The organism is Alcaligenes sp. Me129, assembly GCF_050487245.1.
In the GTDB taxonomy this organism is placed as follows: Bacteria; Pseudomonadota; Gammaproteobacteria; order Burkholderiales; family Burkholderiaceae_B; genus Alcaligenes; species Alcaligenes phenolicus.
The window spans coordinates 1-23,513 of sequence record NZ_JBKQGX010000012.1 but is presented as its reverse complement, the minus strand read 5'-3'; the positions used below and the strand labels follow the sequence as shown (position 1 = coordinate 23,513).

Annotated in this window: 25 protein-coding genes; 10 read left to right on the top strand and 15 right to left on the bottom strand. The window is 55.7% G+C overall.

Features of this window, described 5'->3' with window-relative positions; genetic code table 11:
- The first annotated feature begins 260 nt into the window (after window positions 1-260).
- The 4 genes from ACLPGZ_RS13230 to ACLPGZ_RS13215 all read left to right on the top strand — a co-directional run bounded on the left by ACLPGZ_RS13230 (window position 261) and on the right by ACLPGZ_RS13215 (window position 3,781).
- Entirely contained in the window at window positions 261-563 is a 303-nt protein-coding gene (locus tag ACLPGZ_RS13230; protein WP_239055684.1) for a DUF485 domain-containing protein, read from the top strand.
- Complete coding sequence (locus ACLPGZ_RS13225; RefSeq protein ID WP_042479954.1) at window positions 560-2,236, top strand: cation acetate symporter; 1,677 nt, start codon at window positions 560-562, stop codon at window positions 2,234-2,236. Before ACLPGZ_RS13230 ends, ACLPGZ_RS13225 begins: the two co-directional genes overlap by 4 nt.
- Window positions 2,237-2,299: 63 nt before the next feature.
- Window positions 2,300-2,845: a cytochrome b gene (locus tag ACLPGZ_RS13220; RefSeq protein WP_239055517.1), complete on the top strand. Its 546-nt coding sequence runs from the start codon at window positions 2,300-2,302 to the stop codon at window positions 2,843-2,845.
- Window positions 2,846-2,848: 3 nt separating this feature from the next.
- Window positions 2,849-3,781 (top strand): NAD(P)H-dependent flavin oxidoreductase, encoded by a 933-nt coding sequence (locus ACLPGZ_RS13215; RefSeq protein WP_239055518.1) that lies wholly within the window; start codon window positions 2,849-2,851, stop codon window positions 3,779-3,781.
- A gap of 57 nt (window positions 3,782-3,838) precedes the next feature.
- On the opposite strand, the gene ACLPGZ_RS13210 is transcribed toward ACLPGZ_RS13215, so the two are convergent.
- Both ACLPGZ_RS13210 and ACLPGZ_RS13205 read right to left on the bottom strand, forming a co-directional pair.
- Window positions 3,839-4,762, bottom strand: coding sequence for a LysR family transcriptional regulator (locus ACLPGZ_RS13210; RefSeq protein ID WP_429641468.1), 924 nt, complete (start codon window positions 4,760-4,762; stop codon window positions 3,839-3,841).
- An 81-nt stretch (window positions 4,763-4,843) separates the two neighbouring features.
- Window positions 4,844-5,632 (bottom strand): AraC family transcriptional regulator, encoded by a 789-nt coding sequence (locus ACLPGZ_RS13205; RefSeq protein ID WP_137430942.1) that lies wholly within the window; start codon window positions 5,630-5,632, stop codon window positions 4,844-4,846.
- Between the two features lie 93 nt (window positions 5,633-5,725).
- Between ACLPGZ_RS13205 and ACLPGZ_RS13200 the strand changes: the two genes are divergently transcribed.
- From ACLPGZ_RS13200 to ACLPGZ_RS13185, 4 genes are all read left to right on the top strand, one after another.
- Window positions 5,726-5,980: a hypothetical protein gene (locus ACLPGZ_RS13200; RefSeq protein WP_239055520.1), complete on the top strand. Its 255-nt coding sequence runs from the start codon at window positions 5,726-5,728 to the stop codon at window positions 5,978-5,980.
- Window positions 5,981-6,136: 156 nt separating this feature from the next.
- Complete coding sequence (locus ACLPGZ_RS13195) at window positions 6,137-6,523, top strand: hypothetical protein (protein WP_060185918.1); 387 nt, start codon at window positions 6,137-6,139, stop codon at window positions 6,521-6,523.
- A 189-nt stretch (window positions 6,524-6,712) separates the two neighbouring features.
- A complete protein-coding gene (locus ACLPGZ_RS13190) occupies window positions 6,713-7,249 on the top strand; it encodes a dihydrofolate reductase family protein (RefSeq protein WP_035267990.1) in 537 nt (178 codons plus the stop codon).
- Complete coding sequence (locus ACLPGZ_RS13185; RefSeq protein ID WP_083053697.1) at window positions 7,246-7,788, top strand: TetR/AcrR family transcriptional regulator; 543 nt, start codon at window positions 7,246-7,248, stop codon at window positions 7,786-7,788. The genes ACLPGZ_RS13190 and ACLPGZ_RS13185 overlap by 4 nt, the downstream gene beginning before the upstream one ends.
- A 165-nt stretch (window positions 7,789-7,953) precedes the next feature.
- Here the strand turns inward: ACLPGZ_RS13185 and ACLPGZ_RS13180 are convergent, their stop codons facing one another.
- Window positions 7,954-8,559, bottom strand: coding sequence for a TetR/AcrR family transcriptional regulator (locus ACLPGZ_RS13180; RefSeq protein ID WP_239055521.1), 606 nt, complete (start codon window positions 8,557-8,559; stop codon window positions 7,954-7,956).
- Between the two features lie 99 nt (window positions 8,560-8,658).
- On the opposite strand from ACLPGZ_RS13180, the gene ACLPGZ_RS13175 reads away from it, so the two are divergent.
- On the top strand, window positions 8,659-9,888 hold the full coding sequence (locus ACLPGZ_RS13175; protein ID WP_429641465.1) for a glycosyltransferase: 1,230 nt from the start codon (window positions 8,659-8,661) through the stop codon (window positions 9,886-9,888).
- Between the two features lie 93 nt (window positions 9,889-9,981).
- Here the strand turns inward: ACLPGZ_RS13175 and ACLPGZ_RS13170 are convergent, their stop codons facing one another.
- Together ACLPGZ_RS13170 and ACLPGZ_RS13165 are read right to left on the bottom strand one after the other, a co-directional pair.
- Entirely contained in the window at window positions 9,982-10,392 is a 411-nt protein-coding gene (locus ACLPGZ_RS13170) for a VOC family protein (RefSeq protein ID WP_060185914.1), read from the bottom strand.
- A 27-nt stretch (window positions 10,393-10,419) separates the two neighbouring features.
- Window positions 10,420-11,034: a glutathione S-transferase family protein gene (locus tag ACLPGZ_RS13165; protein WP_060185913.1), complete on the bottom strand. Its 615-nt coding sequence runs from the start codon at window positions 11,032-11,034 to the stop codon at window positions 10,420-10,422.
- A 121-nt stretch (window positions 11,035-11,155) separates the two neighbouring features.
- Here ACLPGZ_RS13165 and ACLPGZ_RS13160 point away from each other — a divergent pair, with 121 nt between their 5' ends.
- A complete protein-coding gene (locus ACLPGZ_RS13160; protein WP_239055523.1) occupies window positions 11,156-12,037 on the top strand; it encodes a LysR family transcriptional regulator in 882 nt (293 codons plus the stop codon).
- Between the two features lie 16 nt (window positions 12,038-12,053).
- On the opposite strand, the gene ACLPGZ_RS13155 is transcribed toward ACLPGZ_RS13160, so the two are convergent.
- The 10 genes from ACLPGZ_RS13155 to ACLPGZ_RS13110 all read right to left on the bottom strand — a co-directional run.
- Window positions 12,054-13,676, bottom strand: coding sequence for a copper resistance CopC/CopD family protein (locus tag ACLPGZ_RS13155; protein WP_239055524.1), 1,623 nt, complete (start codon window positions 13,674-13,676; stop codon window positions 12,054-12,056).
- Window positions 13,677-13,723: 47 nt separating this feature from the next.
- On the bottom strand, window positions 13,724-14,260 hold the full coding sequence (locus ACLPGZ_RS13150) for a YcnI family copper-binding membrane protein (protein ID WP_239055525.1): 537 nt from the start codon (window positions 14,258-14,260) through the stop codon (window positions 13,724-13,726).
- A gap of 51 nt (window positions 14,261-14,311) precedes the next feature.
- Window positions 14,312-14,737, bottom strand: coding sequence for a DUF2946 family protein (locus ACLPGZ_RS13145; RefSeq protein WP_343212388.1), 426 nt, complete (start codon window positions 14,735-14,737; stop codon window positions 14,312-14,314).
- A 161-nt stretch (window positions 14,738-14,898) separates the two neighbouring features.
- Entirely contained in the window at window positions 14,899-15,306 is a 408-nt protein-coding gene (locus tag ACLPGZ_RS13140) for an NUDIX hydrolase (protein ID WP_009454615.1), read from the bottom strand.
- 110 nt (window positions 15,307-15,416) lie between these two features.
- Window positions 15,417-16,037 carry a glutathione S-transferase family protein gene (locus ACLPGZ_RS13135; protein ID WP_035267982.1) on the bottom strand — a complete coding sequence of 207 codons (621 nt, stop codon included), beginning with the start codon at window positions 16,035-16,037 and terminating at the stop codon, window positions 15,417-15,419.
- Window positions 16,038-16,058: 21 nt separating this feature from the next.
- A complete protein-coding gene (locus tag ACLPGZ_RS13130; protein WP_009454612.1) occupies window positions 16,059-16,661 on the bottom strand; it encodes an ATP-dependent Clp protease proteolytic subunit in 603 nt (200 codons plus the stop codon).
- Between the two features lie 455 nt (window positions 16,662-17,116).
- Entirely contained in the window at window positions 17,117-18,604 is a 1,488-nt protein-coding gene (locus ACLPGZ_RS13125; protein WP_035267977.1) for a surface lipoprotein assembly modifier, read from the bottom strand.
- 115 nt (window positions 18,605-18,719) lie between these two features.
- Window positions 18,720-19,595 carry a Slam-dependent surface lipoprotein gene (locus ACLPGZ_RS13120; protein WP_115635211.1) on the bottom strand — a complete coding sequence of 292 codons (876 nt, stop codon included), beginning with the start codon at window positions 19,593-19,595 and terminating at the stop codon, window positions 18,720-18,722.
- A gap of 64 nt (window positions 19,596-19,659) precedes the next feature.
- A complete protein-coding gene (locus ACLPGZ_RS13115) occupies window positions 19,660-22,845 on the bottom strand; it encodes a TonB-dependent receptor domain-containing protein (RefSeq protein WP_239055527.1) in 3,186 nt (1,061 codons plus the stop codon).
- A gap of 316 nt (window positions 22,846-23,161) precedes the next feature.
- The coding region (locus ACLPGZ_RS13110; RefSeq protein ID WP_429641461.1) for a helix-turn-helix domain-containing protein at window positions 23,162-23,513 on the bottom strand (352 nt) is incomplete at its 5' end.

Sequence of the window (23,513 nt, the reverse complement as noted above, 5' to 3'; positions counted from 1 at the left end):
CGGACTGAATGTTGGCAGGAGCCGGTGCCGGGCGGCTTTGAGACCAAGAGGCCACAAGCCAGCAGCTTGGCGGCGCGAGGGGAATGGCCTGTTTATAAATCACGGAAAGAGATTTTAATCATCAGGATTCATCATTTTACTTGATCTATGGCTGCGCCTATCTTCAAGGCACATAAGCGGCGGTCTGTGGCAGAGCCAAGGTTCTGAGGCCGCTGTGACACAAATTCATCCACACGCCTTCAGGAGACAACGTGAACACCATGACAACCCTGGCCGGTATCCGGCAACAGCCGCAATTCAAGGAACTGGTCCGACGCAGACGCCATTTTGTAGCTTGGTTGACGGCGCTGACTTTGCTGCCGTACTACGCCTTTATTCTGGTCGCCAGTTTTGCGCCGCAGCTGCTGGTGACCACGCTGTCGGCAAATAGCATTATCAATGTGGGCTGGCCGCTGGGCTTTGCCTTGATTCTGGGCACCTGGTTGCTGACGGGCTTGTATATCCGACGTGCCAATGGCGAGTTTGATGCCCTGACGGCCTTGATTCTGAAGAGGGCCAAATGATGCGCCGCCTTTCTTCCATTGCTGTTCTGCTTGCTTTATCTGGTCTGGCCTTTGCCGTGCAAGCGGACCCGGCTGCTTTGCAGGAGGTGCACAAGCAGCCCATCAATATCACGGCCATTGTGATGTTCCTGGCCTTTGTGCTTGGCACCTTGGGCATCACTTATTGGGCCGCTTCCAAGACCAAATCCATGGACGACTTTTACACCGCCGGGGGCGGGGTAACGGGCTTTCAGAATGGTTTGGCCCTGGCCGGAGACTATATGTCTGCCGCCGCCTTGCTGGGCCTGACCAGCATGATTTTCTTTAACGGCTACGACGGCATGATTTATGCCATCAGCTTTTTCGTGGCCTGGCCTTTGTTGCTGTTCCTGTTTGCCGAGCGTATTCGCAATCTGGGCCGCATCACGATTGCCGACATCAGCTCTTTCCGTTTGGACCAGAACCGTATCCGTACCTTGATGGCCTTTGGTTCCTTAACCGTGGTCTGTTTTTATCTGGTGGTGCAGATGGTGGGAGCCGGGCAGTTGATTCAATTGCTGTTCGGCCTGCAATACAACCATGCCGTGATTGCCGTGGGTTTGCTGATGGTGATCTACGTGACCTTTGGCGGCATGGTAGCCACGACGTGGGTGCAGATCATCAAGGCTGTGCTCTTGCTGCTGGGTGGCACCTTGCTGGCGGTTCTGGCCTTGAGTCGCTTTGGTTTTTCGCTGGATGCCTTGTTTGTGAAAGCGGTGGAGGTTCACAAGAACGGTGCGGCCATTTTGCTGCCCAGCAAGCTGGTTTCCGACCCGATTGCCATGATCTCGCTGTCGATTGGTCTGGTATTCGGGACTGCCGGTTTGCCGCATATTCTGATGCGCTTTTTCACCGTTCCTGATGCCAAGCAGGCACGTAAATCCGTTTTTGTCGCAACCGGCTTTATCGGCTTTTTCTTCTTGATTGTGGGCGTGCTGGGCATGGCAGCAATTGTGATCGTGGGCCAGGACCCGAGCTTTTATGAAGGCGGCCAGTTAGGTGGCACTTTGATTGGTGGCGGCAATATGCCCGTCATGCACCTGGCCAAAGCCTTGGGCGGCGATCTGTTTCTGGGTTTTTTGTCTGCCGTTGCCTTCGCCACGATTCTGGCGGTGGTCGCGGGGCTGACCATGGCCGGAACCTCGGCCATCTCCCATGACTTGTACGCCATGGTCATCAAGAAAAATCAGGTGGACCCGGCCAAGGAACGCCGCGTCTCCAAGATTGCCTCGGTTTGCCTGGGTGTGCTGGCTGTGGTGCTGGGCATCTTGTTCAAGGATCAAAACATTGCCTTTCTGGTGGCGCTGACCTTCGGGGTCGCGGCGTCCGTCAATTTCCCGATTCTGGCCTTGTCCATGTTCTGGAAGGGTTTGACCACGCGCGGTGCCTTGATCGGTGGCGTGGCTGGGCTGTTGAGTGCCGTTGGTCTGGTGATTTTGTCACCGGCTGTCTGGGTCAAGGTGCTGGGCAATGAGCAGGCGATTTTCCCCTATGACTATCCCGCCATTATTTCCATGAACGTAGCGTTCTTCTTTACCTGGCTGGGCTCGGTGACCGACCGCAGCGCCCAGGCAGCGCTGGAGCAAGCCCGTTTCGAGGATCAGTTTGTGCGGGCGCATACCGGCATTGGGGCGTCGGGTCTGGTGAATCACTAAGTATCACTATCAGCGTGTCACCGCAGGGGGCTTGCCCCCGGTGACCTTTTCAAGGAGGTAATCATGCAATTGCGAGACAACGGACTCAGGTTCTCGCCCATCACTATTGTGCTGCACTGGCTTGTAGCGGCCTTGCTGTTTTCCATTCTGGGCTTGGGGGTGGCCATGGCCCAAAGCCCCGGCGATGCGCGATTGGTACAGCTGCAAAATCTGCTGGGGACGCTGCTGTTTCTGATCTCCATCTACCGCTTCTGGGCACGTGTGACCTCTTTTCATCCCTTGCCGGTGGGCTCGCCCAACCCGGTGGAAGTAATAGTGGCCCGTTCCGTGGCGACAGCCTTGACCTTGGCGATGGTGCTGCTGCCCGTCGCCGTCTGGCTGTCCCGTGCGGCGGCTGGCGTGGCGGTGGAGCTTCCTGGTGGTCTGGCTTTGCCTACCTTGATCAGCCCGAATGAGCAGGTCAAGGCCGTGGTTGATGTGCTGTTCAATATTGGCGGCACGGCTTTTTTGGCGGGGCTGGTCTTGCACCTTTTCGGGGCATTCAAAAACCATTTTGTACTGAAGAATCTGGCCTTGCGTCGCATCTTGGGCAAACAGGTGGAGTTGTAAATCATGAGCGAAGCAAATCGAGACTTTGCGGGCAATGTCATCACGCAGATGTGCGGAGTGCAGTACCCGATTTTTCTGGCAGGCATGGCCGCTATTTCCGGGCCGCAACTGGTGGCGGCGGTAGCGAATGCGGGCGGGATGGGCGTGTTGGGCGGCTTGCGCCTGGCACCTTTGATGCTGCGTAAATGGCTGCGCGAAACCAGGGCGCTGACAGACCAGCCTTTCGGGGTGAATGTAGTGCCGCAGTTTGGTGGCCCGGAAGTGTTCGAGGCCCAATTCCAGGTGATCCTGCAGGAGCGGCCCCGCATCTTGTCGCTGTTCTATGCCGAGGACTATTCCGCCGACATGATTCCCCGCGCCAAAGACGCCGGCATGATTGTGATGGTGCAAACCGGCACGGTGGCTCTGGCTCGTAAAGCGATTGCGCATGGGGCCGACATTATCGTCGCCCAAGGCAGTGAGGGTGGTGGCCATCTGAATCGCGGCACGATTGGCCTGATGTCTTTGCTACCCGCGATTCTGGACTGTGCGCAAGGTCGTCCCGTACTGGCGGCAGGCGGGATTACGACCCGCCAGGATGTCAGGGCGGCCATGAGCCTGGGGGCTTCCGGCGTATTGGTGGGCACGGCCTTTCTGGCCAGCGAGGAGTCCAACGCGCATCCGCTCTACAAGCAAAAGATTCTGGAAGCCAGCACGGACGATACGGAATATCGCACCGGCTATTCGTTTGGCTGGACCTATGGCACGCCGCATCGCGTGATTCCCAACCGTGACAAGTGGAATGTGCTGCGTCTGGTCGGGGGTGGGGCGCGGGCAATTGATAAGGACAGAATGGCCAGGAAACTGTCTTTGTATGCCGGTCAGGGCGTGGGCAAGATCCACAGCATTGTGCCTGCGGCAAAGCGGGTCGAGGAGCTGGTTTTGGGCTTGTCCTGACGCTTTACAGCTGCATAGCCTGTGCGGAGCGGCTGGACAGACCCACAGGCTGACCGGTCAACTCAACAGTGCGGCTTCGCCTTGATCCAGTTTGGGTAATTGGGCGAACTGCGCTTGGGCCAGGGCCACAAAGCTGCGCAGGGCCGAGCCAGGATTGGCATCAGCACGACGGATAAACACGGTTTTTACTCGCGCAAGGTCAGGCGGCAGTTCGTGGCATTGCACGGGCAGGCGCAAGCTGCTGTTCTGGGCGATGGCTTTGGGCAGCAAGGTAATGCCCATGCCCGAGGCTACGCAGGACAGAATGCCGTCCAGTGTGCCCATTTCCATGATCTGGTTGGGCACCAGCCCAGCCTGATAAAACCAGTGTTCCAGCGTAGAGCGGTAAAAGCAGCCGGTTCTAAAGACCAGTACGGTTTGTTGGGGAATTTTTTCAATCAAGGCAGGCAGGGATTCCACCGCCTTGCTGCTGACCAGTACCAGTTCTTCTTCAAACACTTCTTCTTGAGTTAGGGCGGCGTTTTGATGAAAGCCACCGACAAACGCACCATCGAGCTGGTGGGTCTCAATGGCCTTGATCAGCTCGGCCGTGGTGCCGGTTTGCAAGGACAACTGAACCTGGGGATAGCGTTCGCGGTATTGGGTCAAAACCTGGGGCAGACGGATGGCGGCCGTGGTCTCCATGGAGCCCAGACGCAGCAGACCGCTGGGAGTGCCGGTGTCTTGCAGGGCGGCACGGCTTTCTTCGGTCAGTTGCAAGATACGGCGGGCGTAGGCCAGAAAGGTATGGCCAGCCGGAGTCAGCACCACACCACTTTTCTGGCGTATGAACAATGGCTGTTCCAGTTCGGCCTCCAGTTCTTTGATGCGCATGGTGACGTTCGATTGCACGGTGTGCACCTTCTGGGCAGCGGCAGTAAAGCTGCCATGCTCTGCAACCGCACAAAAAATCTGTAATTGGCGCATTTCCATCTCGGTCATCCCATGTCTGAAAGTGATGCGTGGATTATTACTCAATCACTTTATGGCATTCCTGATGAGTCGTAAAGCGGTTTGAGGGGCTTACAGTTGATTGCGGTAGTTCGCCGGGGTGTGACCAAAGCTGCGCCGAAACAGGCTGATAAAGGCGCTGGGGCTGGAATAACCCAGATCGTAGGCAATGGTAGCGACCGGCACACCGGCTGCCAGCATCTCCAGGGAGCGCATCAGGCGGGCGCGTTGACGCCAGGCGGTGAAGTTAAAGCCGGTTTCTGTCACGAAACGGCGGCTTAAAGTGCGCAGGCTGACCGCCGCCCAGTCGGCCCAATGTTCCATGCCCTGATTGTTGCTGGGGTCGGCAATCAGGGCGCGGGCAATGCGTTGCAAACGCGGGTCCTGGGGGAGCGGGAGCCCAAAAGGTTCGATGGGCAGACTGCGGATTTCGTCCAGAATGACGGAGGCAATATGAGCCTGGGCTTGGGGCAAGGGCGCGGCGGGAATCAAATCCCAGGAGCAGGCGCGCAGCACGGCTTCACGCAGCAGGCCGGAGGTGCGCAAGGTGCAGGCCTGGGAAGGCAGATCGGCGCAGGCCGCTTCGTCTATATAGACGCTCCAGCCATGAAAAGGGCCATGCGATTGGCCCGAGTGCAGGACGTGCGGCGGCAGCCAGACGGCATGGATGGCAGGTACTACCCAAACGGCGTCCTCCACTCCAACGGAAAGCAGGCCGCGCAGGGAGCCGAACAACTGCCCGCGAGCGTGTTGATGGGGGCGCGAGGACAGCTCCGAGTCATGGTTGCCGGTGACGGCGAACAGGACGGGGTGCTCGGGAAAGTTCAGAAAATCATGCAAACCAATCTTGCGTTCAGGCATGGCGTAATTTTGTTATCTATTGACCGATATAGTGTACAGCTGCCAAAACCTTTCTGCTTACACTGAAAACCTTGATGAATAAAGGAGTGACACATGCAAGCCCATGACATTCTTCCCGATCACGCCAGTGAAGTTCAGATTGATGGCACCACCATTCGTAAAGGCACGGTAGGCGCGTTTCTGGCTAATGCTGCCGCCTTGCGCCAGCCTGATGTCAGCGACGCTCAACGCCAGTGCGCCTTGAACGATATTGTGGCGGCCTTGCCGGCTCTGAAAGCACTAGGCTTGTTTGATGCCTTGGAGATTCGAGATCCCCAACTGCGCGATTTTGTGGAGTCCAGACTGTGATGAGAGGTGAAGGCGCAACGGTTCGACCGTATTTGTTGCGCGATACCGCTTGGCTGTATTTACCTAGCGGCTTGATGCATGCTTTCGGAAGCCCTCCGCATCTGGGCGTGCGCCGCTTCGATGTTGGCTGTCTTTATTGATGGCAAGGAGCCGCTTATGCAAGTTGATGACACGCAGTTTCCATTGGTGTTTCTAAGAGAACACAGCTCGCAGCAAACGCCGCAACAGGCGCAGGATCAATTGGAGGCCTTGTTGAATCGGGGCCAACGTTTTGTCTTGCTGACTGACAGGTTGGGCGGTGGGGACCATGCCCATGAGGAAAGCCACGAGGATCGCAAGCAACGCGCCTTGTTCTTCAAGCAGAACAAACAGCGCTTGAAGGATTTGTGCGCTGGCATGGTAGTGATCAACAAGGGGCGGGCCATTCCTGCTGCAGCACGCCTGGCACAGCAGACCTTGGGCCGGGTGCTGGGCCTGCAATTCAGCTTTGTCGTTGATGAAGGCGAAGCCAGGCTTGAGGCCAGTCGGTTACTGGCCCGTTAAATTGCGGGCGGCATGGCTGCCAGAAAGAGGGTATCCGATCAACAGAGGGACCACAGGCCGTGTGATGCGGCCTGTTTTTTTGTGCGCTAAGGCAGACAGCGCTGGAGCGGGAGAGACCTGAGCGCAGATTTTTATTTCCAGTTGCAGATTTATCTATAAAATATACACCGTATATATAAAGGGTAGATCATGAGCACTGCACACGTTTTCATCGGAACCAGCCTGGACGGATTCATCGCCAAACCGGACGGCGACATTGCCTGGTTACTGGAGCGCAGCGATCCTGCGGAAGATCACGGCTATATGGCTTTTATTGCGGACAAGGATGCGGTGGTCATGGGACGTGGGACGTACGAGAAAGTCCTGACTTTTGACGTCTGGCCTTACCAGCTGCCTGTGGTGGTCTTGTCCAGACAACTGGCCGACACGTCGGTTCCTGAGCATCTGCAAGGCAAAGTCCGTTTCTCCCGCCAGACTCCCGAGCAACTGATGGAGCAATTGGCAGCAGAAAATCTGCAACGTATTTATGTAGACGGCGGCCAGCTTATCCAGTCCTTCTTGCGGGCTGGTCTGGTGCACGAGATGATTCTTTCCACCATGCCGGTTCTTATTGGTGAAGGCCGCCGACTGTTTGGCGATGTGAATCAGGATATGGATTGGCGTTTGCTCTCCAGCCAGAGCTTTCCTTCCGGCTTGGTACAGTCTCGTTATCAGTTCAAGTCATGAGCCGGGGGCGAGGACGTCCGGCTGGAGGTGCCGGCCTGACATTGGACGATATTCTGAACGCTGGGCTGGCGCTTCTGGACGAGGGCGGCGAGCAAGGTTTGAGTATGCGTGCTTTGGCCGCCCGTCTGGGCGTGACCCCCATGAGTCTGTACAACCACGTGCCGGATCGGGCAGGCTTGTTGCGCGTCTTGTCCGACCGGGTGTATGCCCAGGTGCTGCAAGGTCTGGATGAGCAGGAAGGCTCGGAACTGCGCCGGATTTTGCTGCGCTATCACCAGGCGGTTAGCCGTCATCCGCATTTGACCGTGGCCATCTTCAGCGATCCAGCTGCCTTTGCCGGGGTGACGCAGGAGATTACCCAGCGCTTGCGTAGCTTGCTGGCGGACTGCACCGAGGAGCCGGAACTATGGCTGGGCATCTTGATCGACCATGCCCATGGTAGCGGTCTGCCTGCTTCTATTACGAACGATGAAGCGGCGCAGCGTGTTTATGAGCAGGCTTTGGATCGCTTGTTGATGGCGCTGAATGGTACGGCTTGAACCTGATTCGCCTGGATAGTCACGATGGTATGGCTTGATTCAGATTTGCCTGCTTAGCCATGATAGTGCGGCTTGATTCTGATTTGCCGCGCTATTTACGATGACGCGACTTGATTCTGATTCGTCAGGTCAGTCACGAAAAAGCAGGGGCCCTTCCTGCCTTTTTTATGCCGTGCCTTTTACTGCCGCACCCTGCAAGAACAACTGGGTCATGTCCTCGAATTCCTGATGCAAGGACAGCTCGGGCTGATTCAGCCAGCGCAGCATGGCTCCGAAGTACAGGTGATGAAACCAGTGGGCCAGTTGCTCGGGGCTTAGTGACGGATTCAACTCCCCCGAGTCTTGGGCTAAGGCAATCAATGCCTGCCAGGTTTGAGTGATGTCACTGTCCTTGCTGGCTGTGCCTGTATTCAGCAATTGATGGCGCAGATAGGCTCTCAAGAACTCTGGGTGTTCGGTGCACCAGTCTGCCGAGGCACGCAGAATGCACAAAGCCTGCGTCTGAAACGTAGGGCACTGAGCCACCTCATGTTGCAGATAGGCCAGATCCTGCTTTAGCTGCGCATCCACATGAAACGCCAGCACCGCCTCTTTGCTGGGGAAGTGCGTGTACAAGGTGCGCTTGGCGATATCGGCCCGGTCTGCAATCTGCTCCATGGTCACAGCCTCGTAGCCGTGCTGCTCAAACAGAGTGGCCGCTGTCTGGCGTATCTGTTCCAGCATGAGCAGGCGTTTGCGTTCCCGGCGACCCGGATCATGGTCTGTAGTCATGGTAGTTTTAAAAGTATACGAATTGCATAAGTATACGACGTGCAATGTTATGATGCCATTGCTGTTATCGCTAGCTGTTATCGCTATCAAGGCCAGATCATGAAATTTGCGCTTGTGACTTATGGTACCGAGGGGGATGTACGTCCGCTTGCCACCTTGGCGGCGGGTTTGATGGCATCGGGGCACGAAGTCTGCCTGCTGGCGGACGGTGGTACTTTAAGCTCTGCCCGAACCTTGGGTGTGCCTTGCCTGCCTCTGGCGGGTGATATACGGCAGGCCCTGATGCCTGGGCAGATTCTGTCCAGTGCGGTGCAGGAAAAGGGCGGTTTTCAACAAACGGCCAAGGCGCTGTCGGCGATTGCCAATGTCAACACACCCGCTTGGATGCAAACCGTGCTGGATGCCAGCGAGGGTTGTGACGCGATTATCGTTTCGGGTCTGGCCGCTTTTGTGGGGCTGTCCGTGGCAGAGCGTCGCGGCATTAAGGCCATTGGTACCGGGCTGATACCCATCACTCCCACCGCTGCCTTTTCCTCTCCCTTCTTGCCACCGACCAAGGTGCCGCGCTTTTTGAACAAACGCAGCCATGAGTGGGTAAATGCACTACTGTGGCGGGCGTTCAAGCGAGTTACCAATCAGGCACGGCAACAAATCTGTGGGCTGCCCGCCCAGAACAAGGTCTGGTCCGACCATCCCATGTTGTACGGTGTCTCTCCCAGCTTGCTGGCTCCGCCCAGGGACTGGCCAGACAATGCGCGCTTGTGTGGTCAGTGGATCATGCCGTCTGGGGATTGGACGATGGATGCGGAGCTGGAAGCTTTTATGGCAGCGGGGGAGGCACCGATTTATATAGGTTTTGGCAGCATGGCCGGGTTTGATCGCGTGCACTTTATCCAGATGATGATTGAAGCCATGCAAGGTCGCCGCGTGGTGTTCAGCCCCGGTTGGAGTGGTATGCAAGAGGCGGTCTTGCCAGACAATTTCTTCAAGGTGGGCGAGGTGCCGCATCAGCATTTATTCCCCCGCATGTCCCTTGTTATCCACCATGGCGGCTCGGGAACCACGCATTCAGCAGCCAGAGCGGGTGTGCCGTCCATTGTTTTGCCCTTTGCCGGTGATCAGTTTTTTTGGGCGCACAGGCTGGCGATCTGGGGTGTCGCGCCGGAGCCTTTATCGGGCAAACGGGTCAATAGCGCTCAACTGCAAGCGGCTTTGGCCTTTGCTCAGCAAGACTCGGTGCGAGCACGCGCTCAACAGATCGCGCGGGATATGGAGCAGGAAGATGGGGTGGCGGTGGCTGTTGCGACGATCGAAGCCTTGATGCGCTAGTCTGCGATAGGTTTGTCAGAAAAAGCTGGGGTAAAGCCCCAGCAAGTTTTGGATATTTGCCGGGGCTGGAATGGATCTACGTTGTGGACCAAGCTAGGCCGCCAGAATCTCGTTAAATTCCAGCACATTCAAATCCGGGTCGCGGATAAAGCAGACCATGCGACGGCCATGCCCCATCATTACCGGGCCTTCACTGACGCGAATATTCTCCCGCGCCAGCCAACTCAGCAACTCGTCCATGCTGTCGATAATGAAGGCGGCATGGGTGTAGCCGGGCCGCTTCACAGGTGCATCCAGCAATACATTGCCTTCCTCTGCGGCCAAGCCGTTATAGATCAAGTGAATACGCATTCCGTTGGCATGAACCAGGCCGCAAGCTTTGGCTTGAGGCGCAAACTCGTCGGGGTCGCGCAGAAAACCCAGCTTGGCGTAAAAGGCCTCTGCAATGTCCAGGTCCGTTACCCGTATGCCTATATGGTCCAGTTCCAGTTTGTTGAAGTTCATGATGTATTTCTGCTCCAAGGGCGTCCGTCAGGCTTGTAGCCCGGCGCGGGTTTTCTGAAAGGGAATAAAGCCGGGCAAGGCCTCGATCTGGCGTAGCCAACTTTGAACGCAGGGGTAGCTGGACAAATCCACATTGCCTTCGGGGGCGCGTTCTACATAGCTGTACAGGGCAATGTCCGCAATCGTGGGCTCTTCTGTTCCGGTAATCCAGCGCTGGTCTTTCAGGCTGTGTTCCAGGGTCGCCAAGGTGGCATGGGCGCGAGTAATCACTTCTTCAGGGTTGAAGTTGGCGCCAAACACAGTCACCAATCGAGCTGCACAAGCGCCGTAGGCAATCTTGCCTGCGGCCACAGACAGCCAGCGTTGTACTTGCGCTTCCTGATAGGGATCGCTGGGCAGCCAGTGCGAGGGTCCGATCTTGCGGGCGATATAGACCAGAATTGCCAGCGAGTCGGCAATGATCCGGCCATCGTCATCCAGCACGGGAATTTCCCCAAAAGCATTCAAGGCTAGAAATTCTGCTCGCTTGTGCGCTTTGGCCGCCATGTCGACCTCGATCAACTCATGGGGCAAGCCGCTTAAAGACAGAAACAGGGCGGCGCGATGGGCGTGCCCGGACAGGGCGTAGTGATAGAGCTTCATGGCAGTTCACCAGTCATAAACAAGAGGTATTCATTCTGCTTTCTATGGCAGTACGAAACAATCGCCTAGAATTGCACTTCATTATTGCTATTCTTGAGGATAGTCTTTAAAGGCGGGGCGCATGGACAGGCTGAAAACACTACGTACTTTTATCTGTGTGGCAGAGCAGGCCAGCTTTGCTGAAGCCGGGCGGCGCATGAATATGTCGCCCACTACGGTGTCGCGCACCATCGCGGCGCTGGAGGCCAGCTTGGGCGTGCAATTGCTGATGCGCACCACGCGCAGCGTGCGGCTGACGGAAGAGGGCAGCCTGTTTCTGGAGCGTTGTCGGGCGGGAATCGCCCAGATCGATCAGGCCGTGGAAAGCGTGCAGGGGAGTCGTTCTGAGCCCAGCGGTACCCTGACGGTAACGGCCCCGGTCATGTTCGGAAAAATGTATGTGATGCCGGTGGTTTTGGAGTTGTTGCGCCTGTATCCGCAATTGCAAATCCGCCTGATCCTGCGCGACAGCTTGGTGCGATTGGTGGAGGAAGGGATTGACATAGCGGTCCGCATTGCCGACTTGCCGGACAGCTCCTTGCATGTGGTGCCGGTCGGAGAAGTTCGACGTGTTTTCAGCGCCAGTCCCGAGTATCTGGTGCGTAAAGGCCGACCGGCTTCATTGGTAGATTTACGGCATCACGATTTGATTTGGGTCGAGGATGAAGGCGGGCCGCATCGCGGTTGGGGGCTGGACGAAGTGCGCCGTGTGGGTGGTGTACCGCGCCTGTCTGTCAGCCATGTAGATGCGGCAATTGCCGCAGCGGTGGATGGTCTGGGTGTGTTGCGCACCTTGTCTTACCAGGTAGCGGGCGAGATAGAGGCAGGGCGGCTGGTGCCTTTGCTGCGCGATGATGAGGCGCCTGCCTTGCCGGTGTCTTTACTGTTTGAAGGCGGGCGCAAACATCATACCAATGTTCGCGCCTTTATTGAGGCCACCAAACGTTTTATGAAGCCGTTCTGATTCCGGGACGCCGGGTTTAGTTGGCTTGCAAATCCAGCGTGCTATCCAGGTGTATGCGTTCAAAGTCTGAAATCAGCACCTGAATACGAATATTCCAGCTGGCCAGATGCGGCAGCTCGATATTACTCACTTCCCATTGATCTTGTCGCGTGAGTTCCGCCGGAAAGGTAATGGACTCCACCCCGGCTTGCGGGTTGCTGAAAATCACCTCCACTTCTTGAGCCTTCAGGGGACTGAAATCCGGCTCGTATAAAGAGACGGTCAGAATGGCTGGGTGCTGGGTGGAGGCCGGGATGTACAACAGATCTGCCATACCGGCTTCGGTATGAATATGGCTGGAAACGCTGGGTGGAACTAGTTGGGCCAGGGCGCGCGGGGGCGGGGTGAAGCGCCATAATGCGGCCACGGCCAGGATCAGCACCGCCAACACATATTCCAGACGAACCACACGTCGCAGAGCCTGTCGGGCATCGCTACGCTGTTGCAAGACGGCTTGAGTCAGACGATAGCGGTTGTAGGCTCCCAAACCCAGCAAGAGCAGGACCAGAATCAGCTTGGCACTGAGCACTTGTCCATATCGGCTTTCCCAGAGCGAAGCGAGTTGATCGAATTGCACGTAGATCAGCGCGGCTCCGCTCAGGACCAGAACCAGCAGGACAGCGGGAATCCAGCGCGAGAACAGCGTCAGCAAGCGGGATTCTTGAGCATGCTGAAGTGCATAAACCAAAGGCAGGAAGGAACCAATCCACAGTGTCAGCGCCACGACATGCAGCCAGACACTGGGGCGGGACAACCAGGCGGGATCTGCTGTGCTGGCATGTCCGCTGGACGCCAGGGAAGCTCCCAGAAGAATCAGCGCCAAAGCAGCCAGCCATTTCTGGCTAGCGGAGTGTGTCGCTTTCCAGGATAAGGCGGCACAGGCCAGAGCTAGCCAGCCCAGCAGCACCGCCAGGCCCATGGAGGTCGATGCAGCCGTTTGCCAGGCGGCCGTGCCGAACAGGGCGGACAGAGGCAAGTCCAGGGCATCGACACCCACCAAGCCCAGGTTCAGCAATAAGGCGACGGCCCCTAAAGTCAGCATGCGTGGCGCGATATGAGCTTGACTCGCTGATGTGTTGTTTGATGCTGGAGCCAGGGCGCGGTAGACCACCCAAGCTATCCCCGTAAACAGGCCCACATAGCCCAGAAGTCGGGCAAGCCAGATCAGTCCATTTCTGAGGGGATTGCTGTGGGTGCTGTCCACCAGATTTGAGCTGGGCGCCCCAATGGAAAACGTCAGCGTTCCGCCTACGGGATGACCGTCAGCAGAAATAACCCGCCAGCTCAGCCCATACGTGCCTTCGGTTTCCATGGGCGGCAAGGCCAGTTCCAGTCGCTGGTCTTGTGTCAGAACGTCCTCCAGCTCCTTGGAGGAACCATCGGGACGAATCAACTTCATCAGCAAGGGCGATACGGTCTCATTGAAGCTCAGGCTGGCTGTACTGGGAGCCTGGGCCAGCACCGTGCCGCTATCGGGTTTGCTGGCGACCAAGGATGCATGGGCATACAGCACCGGCGCCCAGGCCAGCAACGGCAAGGCAAGCAGTAGCACGAGCAGTGGGTGGCAAGCTGCCTGCCTACGCAGGGTCTGCGTTTGCATAAGATCTCCTTCAGGCTGATGCCCAAGGGCACCAGCCGCCTGGGTGTTTAAGGCTTGGGCAAGAGTTGTAGCGCAGGAGCAGGGGCGTCGGAATGGTCAGCCGCTTCCTTGGTGCCCGGAGCTGCTTGATCAATCCAGCGCTCCACGCCTTGTTCGCATTCCTGAACAACCGGGAAGTAGAGCGTGCTATTGGGCTTGAGTTCATCGCCCAAATAGCTGATGAACACGAACTCGTCATAGTGCTCGTCCTGCAAGGGGCCGCCAGTCCAGACCACTTCCTGAACGCCGGAGCTGACTTTGGCACCCCAACGCGTGTAGGCCTGCTTGTAGTCACCTTTTACTGTTTCCAGGGTCCAGCCTGCTTTGGGCTGTGGCTTTACACCGACCACACCTTCAGGAATACGGACACGGATTTTGGTGGTGGCAGAGCCTTTGCAGCCATGCGGTACGGACAGAACCGCCTTGTAGCTGCTGCCCACCGGGGCTTGCTTGGTTTGCAGGGAAACGTGTGCCACAGCGGAAGAGGCGAACAGCACGGCAGCCATGCCCAGAGTGGCACGGAAAGACGTAGAAGAAATCGACATTGAAAACCTCGGCTAGATAAAAAAGAGAAACCGTCAAAGGACGGGAACACATCAAGCGAGGAATAAAGGCGGGGCGCGTGAGCCTAAAGGAGGGCCTTGTGCCGGCAGCGGTGGCAGGGTTTGGTTGCTCTGGGCTAACAAAACCGGCCGGTACCTGATCAGGCTGATCAGAATAGGCGCATCCAGGGTCGGCAACAAGGCGGGGGAGGCCGCGATACCAAAGGGGCAGTCCTGTTGATTGTGATGCGTATCGGAATCCGCCTGGCCATCCTGGCCGACCAGATCAATCCAGAGCGTATTGGCAGCATTGCCAGCCGTACAGAAGGTAATGGCAAAGCCATTGTCTTGTCCTGAGCGGGTAGGCATGTAGCCTGCCGGGACGATGGCGCGACAGACGTAGGCCAGCAGAGCCAGGCAAAACAGAAGTTGCCAAACTCGGATTTCGCGGGAAACGAAACGGGGACCCAGGGCGCGCATGCGGAAAAGTATATTACAAAAGTGGGGGCCGACTGATGAGGCATTCGCCAGTTATCTGGCACCAAACTACACGTGGATCTTGATCTGGCTGGTTTATCTTTGTCTTTGTTCCTGATCCTGCCGCCCACCTTGGTATTAGTGCTGCTTCTGACTTGGCAGTTTCACTCCCTACGTTTCTTGATTGCAGCCACCGCCACCTGGGTCGCCACCGTCAAGGGTTCTGGCAGTTGATCCAATGTAAACCAGTCCATGCCGCTGTGCTTCTCAGGCTCCTGCACCACGGCCTGGCCGGTGAAGGATTTGACCAAATAAACTGGCGCCACCCAGTGCTCGCCCTTGTCGGCATCAATCTGGTTCACATTGACCAGTAGCTCCAGACTCTCCAGACGCAAACCCACTTCTTCCATAATCTCCCGTGTAACGGCTTGCTCCAGGGTTTCCAGCCAGTCCACTTTGCCGCCCGGTATCCCCCAGTGCTCAGCTTCTGGTGCACGCACACGCTTGAGCAGCAGGATTTTGTCGTTTTGCATAATGACTGCACCGCAGCCAACTCGTATGGTTTCGTCTATGTCTACATCTCTAGTTTTTAAACGGGCGTCAAGTGGCCCCGAGCGTCAATGACACATAAAAAAGCCGCGAACATAGTGGGCGGCTTTGGTCAGCTAAGGCAAAGTACCGCTTAGGGGAAACCGGCACATTGCTTTATAAAGGCAGGCCGCGCGGCCAGGCGGTGGTAGTAGTCTTCGACTGCCTTGAGTACCGGGCGATCAAACGGCGTATTCAGCCAGCGGTGAATGGACAGGCCCAGAATGATATCGGCCAGGGTGAATTCCGTTCCGGCGGCATAGGCCTGGGTCTGCGCCAAGTGTTTTTCCAAAATTCCCATTACCTGGGTCCAGGCAGCCAAGGATGCCTGAACCTGTGCGGCGTCCTGATGCTTGGGCGATTGACGCACCAAACTCCAGAACGCATATGTCCAGGTCGGGTTCAGCTCGGAGGCCTGCCAGTCCAGCCACTGATCCACCTTGGCTCTTTGCCAGGCATCTTGCGGATACAAGGCCGTCGGTGCCTGGCGGTTGGCCAGATAACGCACAATGGTATGGGATTCCCACAGCACACGTTCCCCATCCAGCAGGACGGGGATTTTTGCGTTGGGGTTCAGCGCACGGAATTCGTCCGTGTTGACGTCCTTGAAGCCTATGCCCCAATCCTGCCGCTCAAATTCCAGATTCAGCTCCGCGCAGGTCCACATGACTTTGCGTACATTGATGGAGGATTCTCTGCCAAGAATAGTCAGCATGATGGGGCCCTCAAATGGTCATTACTTGCTGGCAGGCAGCAGTTCGTCACGGCGTTCGATAATGCGTGAGATCAGGCCATATTCAATGGCTTCCTCGGCACTCATCCATTTGTCGCGCTCGATATCGTCACGCACACGCTCGATAGGCTGGCCGGTTTCACGGGCAATTACCTGGGCGATACGTTCACGCGCTTTCATGATTTCCTGGGCTTGAATGGCCATATCGCTGGCCTGACCACCGGCGCCACCGCTGGGTTGGTGAATCAGAAAACGGGTTTGAGGCAGGCACACACGACGCTCGCGGGCGGCACCCAGGAACAGGTGGGTAGCAGCACTGCCCACCCAGCCGGTACCCACCATGGTGACGGGCGAGGAAATAAAACGCACCACATCATGGATGGCATCGCCCGATTCCAGGTGACCACCCGGCGAGGACACGATCATGGTGATGGGGGCGGTGGATTCGGCATCCAGCGCCAGCAGCTTGCGCACGGTTTCCGAGGCGAGCTTATCCGTGATGGTGCCAAAGACCAGCACAGTACGGGCGCGGAAGGCTTTTTCTTCCAGAAAGGCGCTGTCTTGAGGGCTGGTATCAGAGCGAGTTTCTTTTTCTTGGCCAAGCATGGGGAAAGACTCCAAGGGATAAGTATTCTGTCTGCTAAGGAAAATCGATTGCTCGACTATATCCCGACTGATGGTCAACCGGGCTTTCACTTGGCAATTTTTGTGGTTTTTTTTGTCCGCGCTGGGGGCGCAATAGGGCGCAACGCAAGCAGACAAAGCAAATGCAGGGCGGTCTGCCCCGCAAGTTCATCATAGTCTCATGCTTGTTAAGTGTTTGATCCAGGGAATAAGACCTTATCGTCCTGTCTCCTGGAGCAGCATCACGGGAAGGGCTGATCTACACGCTGCCGCTGGGCCTTGAGACCTGCCACAGAACCCCGATACCTCATTGAAAACGCTTCTTTCAACAGTGGCACGACGCTCCCTGTCACTAAAAAAGATACCTGTCGCTTCAGGCGCTTGATGCTAAAAAGGGACGGCACCCGATCAGCCGCCGAGGTCGAAGAAGTCCTTGCTTAAAAACGCTTTTCCAGCTTCAGCGCGACTTCGGTTTGCTTGTATTTGAAAGCCCAGTCGATATTGCTGTTGTTGAAAGTGTGTTTCACATACAAATTGGGCGTAATGCCTTTGAACGCAAAGCGCGGCATGCCTACGTTCAGGATATAAATCTGCTGACGGTCCTTGCGCAGCCCGCCCAGGAACAAGTCCTCGGCATCGTGACGGGTCTGCCGGTACAGGGCCGTGGCATTGATATTGAAACCCGCATCAAAGGCCCTGTAAATTCCCAGGTTTGCCATATAGCTGCGGCTTTGCGCGGTTTGCTGAGACTGCAGATTACGGGTGTAATTCAGGCCCCCGTAGACCACGGTTTTGGCATCAATCAGATACGAGCCGTACAAGCCTATCTGGTTCTCTTTGACGCCTTCAAAGTACTGCCGTAAATCGCCTTTGTAGGACAGGCTCTTGTGCTGGGCATTCACGCCTACTTGCAGCCTGTCGCTAAGATTGTGCTTCCAGTCCACGCGCCCGCCCCAGGACTGATAGCTGGTGCGACGGTTGGTGTAATTGTTCTCGAACAAGGGCGTAATCGACAGATCGTTTTTAGCGTCCTGATAGTTGTAGCCCGCGTAAATAATGCTGGTGTTGTCGCTGTAATAAATATTCTTGGGCTCGGCTTCCTTGTGCTTGTCGTACAGATTGCCGTAGCTCAGGCCGCGCAGTAGTAGGTTGTGGTTGCCGCTTAGCTGGAAACGCCGGTTCAAGGTCAGGTCGTAGACCATGGCGGTGGATTTGACCGGGTCCGGCATCTTGCGCACTGACGGAAAGCACCCAAAGAAATAGCAGGTAAAGAAGGTGTCTTGCTGGCCGTTTTCTTTGTTGATATTGCTGTTGTAGCCCAAGCCAATCGAGGCGGAACCGTGCCAGGCATTGCGGTCCTGCAAGGCACCCTGGAAGCCTTCAATTACGGGCCGTACTTCATCAGGAATACCGGCAGAGGAAATCTGGCTGAACAGCTCCTTGGCTTCGCTGGATTGATAGTCCTCGAACAACAGGCGGGCCAGTTCCAGCTTGGCGCGCATCATAGTGGGATCGCTTTCCTGAGCTTGGCGCAGCTTGCTGATCGCCAGGCTGTGATTGTCTTTGCTACGGGCCACCATCCCTTGAGCCATCAGCACCAGGGCAGGGTTGTGGCCGGGCAGCTCCTGATATTTTTCTACAAACTGATCCACCTTGGCCCACTGCTGCAGATTGATGGCGACATAAATGGCCGGTTCCAGATCGGTCAGCGTGGCATCGACGCTATAGGTTGTGCCGTTGATGGTGATCAGGGCCGACGGGTCCACATCGGGCGGGGTTTCTTCCACTAAATGGGAGCGTTCGCGTTCGTTCAGATTGCGGTCGATTTGATTCAGAAGTCGGCGCGTATCGTCGTCGTTGGCTTGCACCGCGCTGGATGCCATGGCCAGCAGCAGGCACAAAAGGGGAAGGGCTCGCCCATGCATGAATGAAAACCTTGCAAGAAAAAGGGGAGATGGACGCAGGGTCCGGAGAGAAAGGGGATCGAGCTTGTCGATCCCCCTTTTCTTATGGCAACACTAGCGTGTTGTCAGAGGCGGATTACTGCTTGGCACCGCCGAAGGCCATGTCTTTAGTGCCACCAGGGGTGTTGTAGTAAATACCAGCCAGCGCATCAGCGGCAGCGCCGTAGAACTGACCGCGGATTTTGGAAGAATCGGCAAGATCTTGGGCGAAGGTACCGTTGGAGCTAATGGTTGTGCCATTGAAGAGTACGGTGCCGACCAAGCCTGTCAACGTACCTGAGCCGCCAGCGTAGTTAGCGGTCAGGGTACCTTTGGAGATACCAGCCTGGGTGCCGGGGTTGTATTGGTTGACACCTACAACGTCGTACTTGGCATTGACCAGGTTAGGCATGGCTGTGGTTGGGTTTTCGCCGGTGTAGAACACCGTGCGGTCAGCATGGCTCAGGTTCAGATCCGTGCTGCTTGCTGGGGGTGTGCCGGCTATGCGGGGAGCCCACTCACCAAAATACACTTCCTGGCCGGAAACCTTGGCAACTACTTCGCCACCGAAGTGGGGGTAGCCTGGCAGAGGATTGTTCAGTTGGCGATAGGCGTAAATTTGAGTGCCTGCTCCTACACCGCTGGTGATGGTATGGCGCCATGTTTCAGCAATGTTTGTTCCTAACGGCATTTGAATATATCCATTGCCATCAGAACCACCCAGCACTTGATTGGTTTGCCAAAGAGGACCGCTTTTGAAGCTCACCACTCCTGATTGTTTGGTGGCGTCATAAGGGTCAGTACCTGGCATGGAGATACCAGCTTCGCCCTGAGCCATCATCGTGGACGGCTTATCCGCCACTACAAATGCTTTCGAGGAGCCACCCGCGACGGGGGCAGCGAAGCTGCTGGCGGAGGCCAGCAGGAAAGCCGAAACAATAGCCAGTTTTTGTACATTCAGACTTGCTTTCATTACGAACTCCATTAAGTGAAGAAAAAGGGCGTTTTTACGAAAACGACCAAAAAAACCGATTAACTTAAAAACGTGCTGTCATACCGACGCGTACCGTTCGTCCGGGGGCCGGCATGGAGGTGCGGGCCATAGGGTCCAGGTAGTACTGATTAGTTAGATTGCTGATCGCCACGTCCACATTCAGGTTTTTCTGTACCTGATAGCTGGCGTAGGCATCGAAGACCAAAATGGGGTTCCAGTAGTTCGTTCTGTTAAATGCCCAGCCAAGGCCACCAAAATGCCCTTCATCTTTGTTTTTCGCAGCGCTGTGATACACCGCACGTGCTCCGAGCAGTAGTTTCTTTTCCAGCAGGCGTGCACCGACATCCAGATTCAGGGAGTACTGCGGTTGCAGGCTGGTTCTGGCAAAGGTGCGAGGGAAGCCGCCATCAACGCAGGCAGGTATGCGGTCGCTTCCTGCGGCTCCAGGGATGGGCATAAACGTCTGGGCGTAATCGGCGTCGCATAGCTGCTGCTTCAAGCGGTATGTGCCGCCAAAGTTGGCAAAGTATTTACCGCTATCCACGCGAGCTTGCAGTTCAATACCGGACATCTTTTTCTCGTCAAACTGCACGGTATTGAAGTCCCAGTCTCGGTCTATATAGTCTTTGATCCGGTTGTTGAAGTAATTGATTTTGATGTCTGCATATTCCAGACTTGGAAAGTAGCTGCTTAGATTGTGGACATAGCCGATTTCCCAGTTGTAGGCATGCTCAGGACGATTAGCGGTTCCGGTCGAGCGCTTGCTGCCGCCAGCCAAGGCCATGGAGGACTCGAACAGGCTTGGAAAACGTACAAATTCGTTGTATCGGGCATAAAGACGAATATCGTCTGTAATGAAGGCTGTCAGCCCAATGTGGGGAACCCATGCATGGTCTTTTTGTTTTTTAGGTTCTTCCCATTTATTGGATATTTCAGATTCGTCTTGGTAAACAGGTTTGCGATTGCTTATCGAGGCAATGTATTTGTCTACTGTGCCCTTTTGTCCCTGCGCATCGGTGACTTGCTCTGTTGAGTCAATTTCTCCATTGGTAAAGGGGTTATTGGCAGTAAAACCTTTGTGACTTTCTCCAGAGGGAACAAAAACCGTTTCTTCGATATAGCGATAGCCGTTGATTTTTCCTTCATGGAATGTATTACCTAATATTTCTTCAAATGTTTTTTTGCTTGTATGCCCGAAGACGGCCTCTAGTAGACTTGGATCTAAGTCAGAAATGAACTGCCAGTTTTCTTCATATTGCTTGTAAATGGGCAATGTTTTTTCAATGATTTGGCCTTCGTAATCAGCAACTTCTTGATTGCTCATTAAGCGCTGAACCTGGTAGTTATAGCCTTTCAGGGCAGGCTGAATAGCCCAGTCCTTATGCTGCTGACTACGCATCTCGGCCAGCTTGTCGTCGTACGACCAGTAGTCGCTATAGCGTGCGCCAGCATTCACTTGCAGCCAGTCCACAGGCCGCCAGTCGAAGTTAAAACCAAAATTCCATTGCTGGCGGGTGCCTGAACGAGGCCCCATGTGGTTCACGCCCCAGGTCAATTCATTCAGGTTCTCGAGCTTCTCCGAAGCATCATGCTGCTTGAGTTTTTCTCGGGTGAAATCAGCGAACAAGCCCAGGTCCAGAGTTGGGTGCAATGTCATGGCGTTGCTGATGTTCAGCCCGCTACGCCTATGGTCAGTAATTTGCAAAGCTCTGGGGACGATGTTGAAGCGCCCATCTGTATTGGGGAGCTTTTCTGGGGCGGTAGGAGGTACCCAAGCGCATTCAGAGCCGTTTGTGCCCAGGACATGGCAATTTGTGTAGTTGTCCCAGTCACCATCGCGTCCGTTGTTCAAGCCCTGGCCTTGAATCCCATAAATGATGTCGCCATTCTGATGACGCTCACTATCGCTTTGGGTAATCCAGGCTCCGGCCTTCAAGTTGATGAAACGACTGCCTTCGGGATTCCAGGAGTAGTTCAGGTTCCAGGTGTCTTGTTTGACCTTGCTATATGGGTTTTCGGTTTGGAGGATATTTTTTTCACCATAGCCATCCAGGGCATGGATTGCCCAGACCACGTTCCATGGCACGTTTTCGCCAAAGGTATGGTTGCTGCGCATGTAGCTCATATCAATGGCTTGATCGTGAGGTAGGCGCAAAGTGCCTTTCAGCAGCGTGGTTTCCAGTTCGCTGGATGTGTTCAGAACTTCCTCACCAGGACGGTAGTACTTGGCGATGTAGCTCACTCTGGGGAAGGAGTACGACGGGTTGTAGTCGCTATTTGCGTCCTCTTGCCAGGTGTCGTTCTCGTACTTGTCACTACCTTTCTTACCGCTGTAATAGTTGCCGCGACTGCGGTAGCTGTATGCGGCTAGCAGATCAAAATTTTCTTGCTGTGTGGCGATGGCCAGGCGATAGGAGTGGTCTTCAAAATTGAAGTTCTTGCCGCTATTTCCGACTTTCGGCATACGGTCTGGCGAGATGTTGTCAGGTAGAACAACACCATTCGTGCCACCTTTATGAAAGGTTGCTCCCGGAATATCGCGATAGTCCTTTCCGAAAATCCCAAAAGCCCGCTCATTCGGCTTGGTCGAGTTTGTCGCTGTCTCCGCCTTCAGCTCAATCCCGAAGGTCTCGCCCGGTTTGACAATATCTTCAACCTGCAGCGTGCGGATCTGCACCGATCCGCCAATCCCGCTAGCTCCCGACGTTGCCGACACGCCTTTTTCCACCAGAATGCTGCTGATCATATTGGGATCAACATAGTTGCGGTTGGCCACCCCGGCCGGTCCCAGCCAGACTGATGTTGCCTGTTCCGTGCCGTCAATCGTCAGGGGAATTCGGCCTTCACCCTGGATACCGCGAATGTTCGGGTCCAGCGCGCCGCTATTGCGCGAGTCCCCCGCATACACACCGTTCAGGCCCTTGAATAAATCCCCCACGGAGCTGCCCTTGTACAGCTCGATTTCTTCCTTGCCGGCGTACACATTGGAGACGTCTTTCTCGAATACATCGGTTTTGCCGGCCTCATCGCGGGTTTCACGTACGACGGTAATAGTGTCCAGACGAGTGGCTCTGTCCGTGTCTTCCTGGCTCTCGTCCTGACGGAAGGAGGGTGGGGCGCTGCCCACGCTTTGGGCCTGTGTCTGCCCGGCCCAGGAGGCCAGAATCAAGGCATACACCAGCGGCTTGAGCGCGTGTTTTTTTGTGTAGGGTGAAAGGGTAGCGGACATAAAACGAACCAGGGCTCCGTGCGAAAAATAACAATCTGTCGTGAGGAAATACTTCCCGTTTGCTGGCCAGGCTCACCCCTTGTCTCAAAAGGTGAGGAAAGGCACGGGGATATTATTCACATTAATGAGAATAGTTATCACTTAGATTGATATGCAGGACGGAGCAATTCCTATGCAGGACCGGAAATCCGCTGCAATTGCAGGAATTTGTCAAAGCAGAAGGGGAACTTTTCAGGGAGAGGGCCGCAGGGGGCGGCCCGAAAGAAGGGTGGGCCTCTATGAATGCAGAGGCCGAAAACAGCGGAAATACAAAGGTTTAGGCGCGCTTGTTGCCAAAAATGGATTTGGGCGAGCGGCCAAAGTAGCGCGTAAAGGCGACGGAAAAATTATTGGGGTATTTGTAGCCGACTTGCCAAGCGGTCTGGGCCACTTGTTGGCCGGACTCCAGCAAGGTATAGGCTTTGCGCATACGCAGTTCAAGCAGCAGGCCGATAGGCGTGTTGTCGTACAGATAGCGAAAACCTTCTTTAAGTTTGTGCTCGTTAATGCCTACCGTCGTGGCCAGATACTCCACCGTGATTTGCTGGTCCAGTTGCGAGCTGAGCAAATCGCGTGCTCGCTCGACCCGTTGAATATCATCCACCGACAGCGGGGCGCTGTTGGGGGCG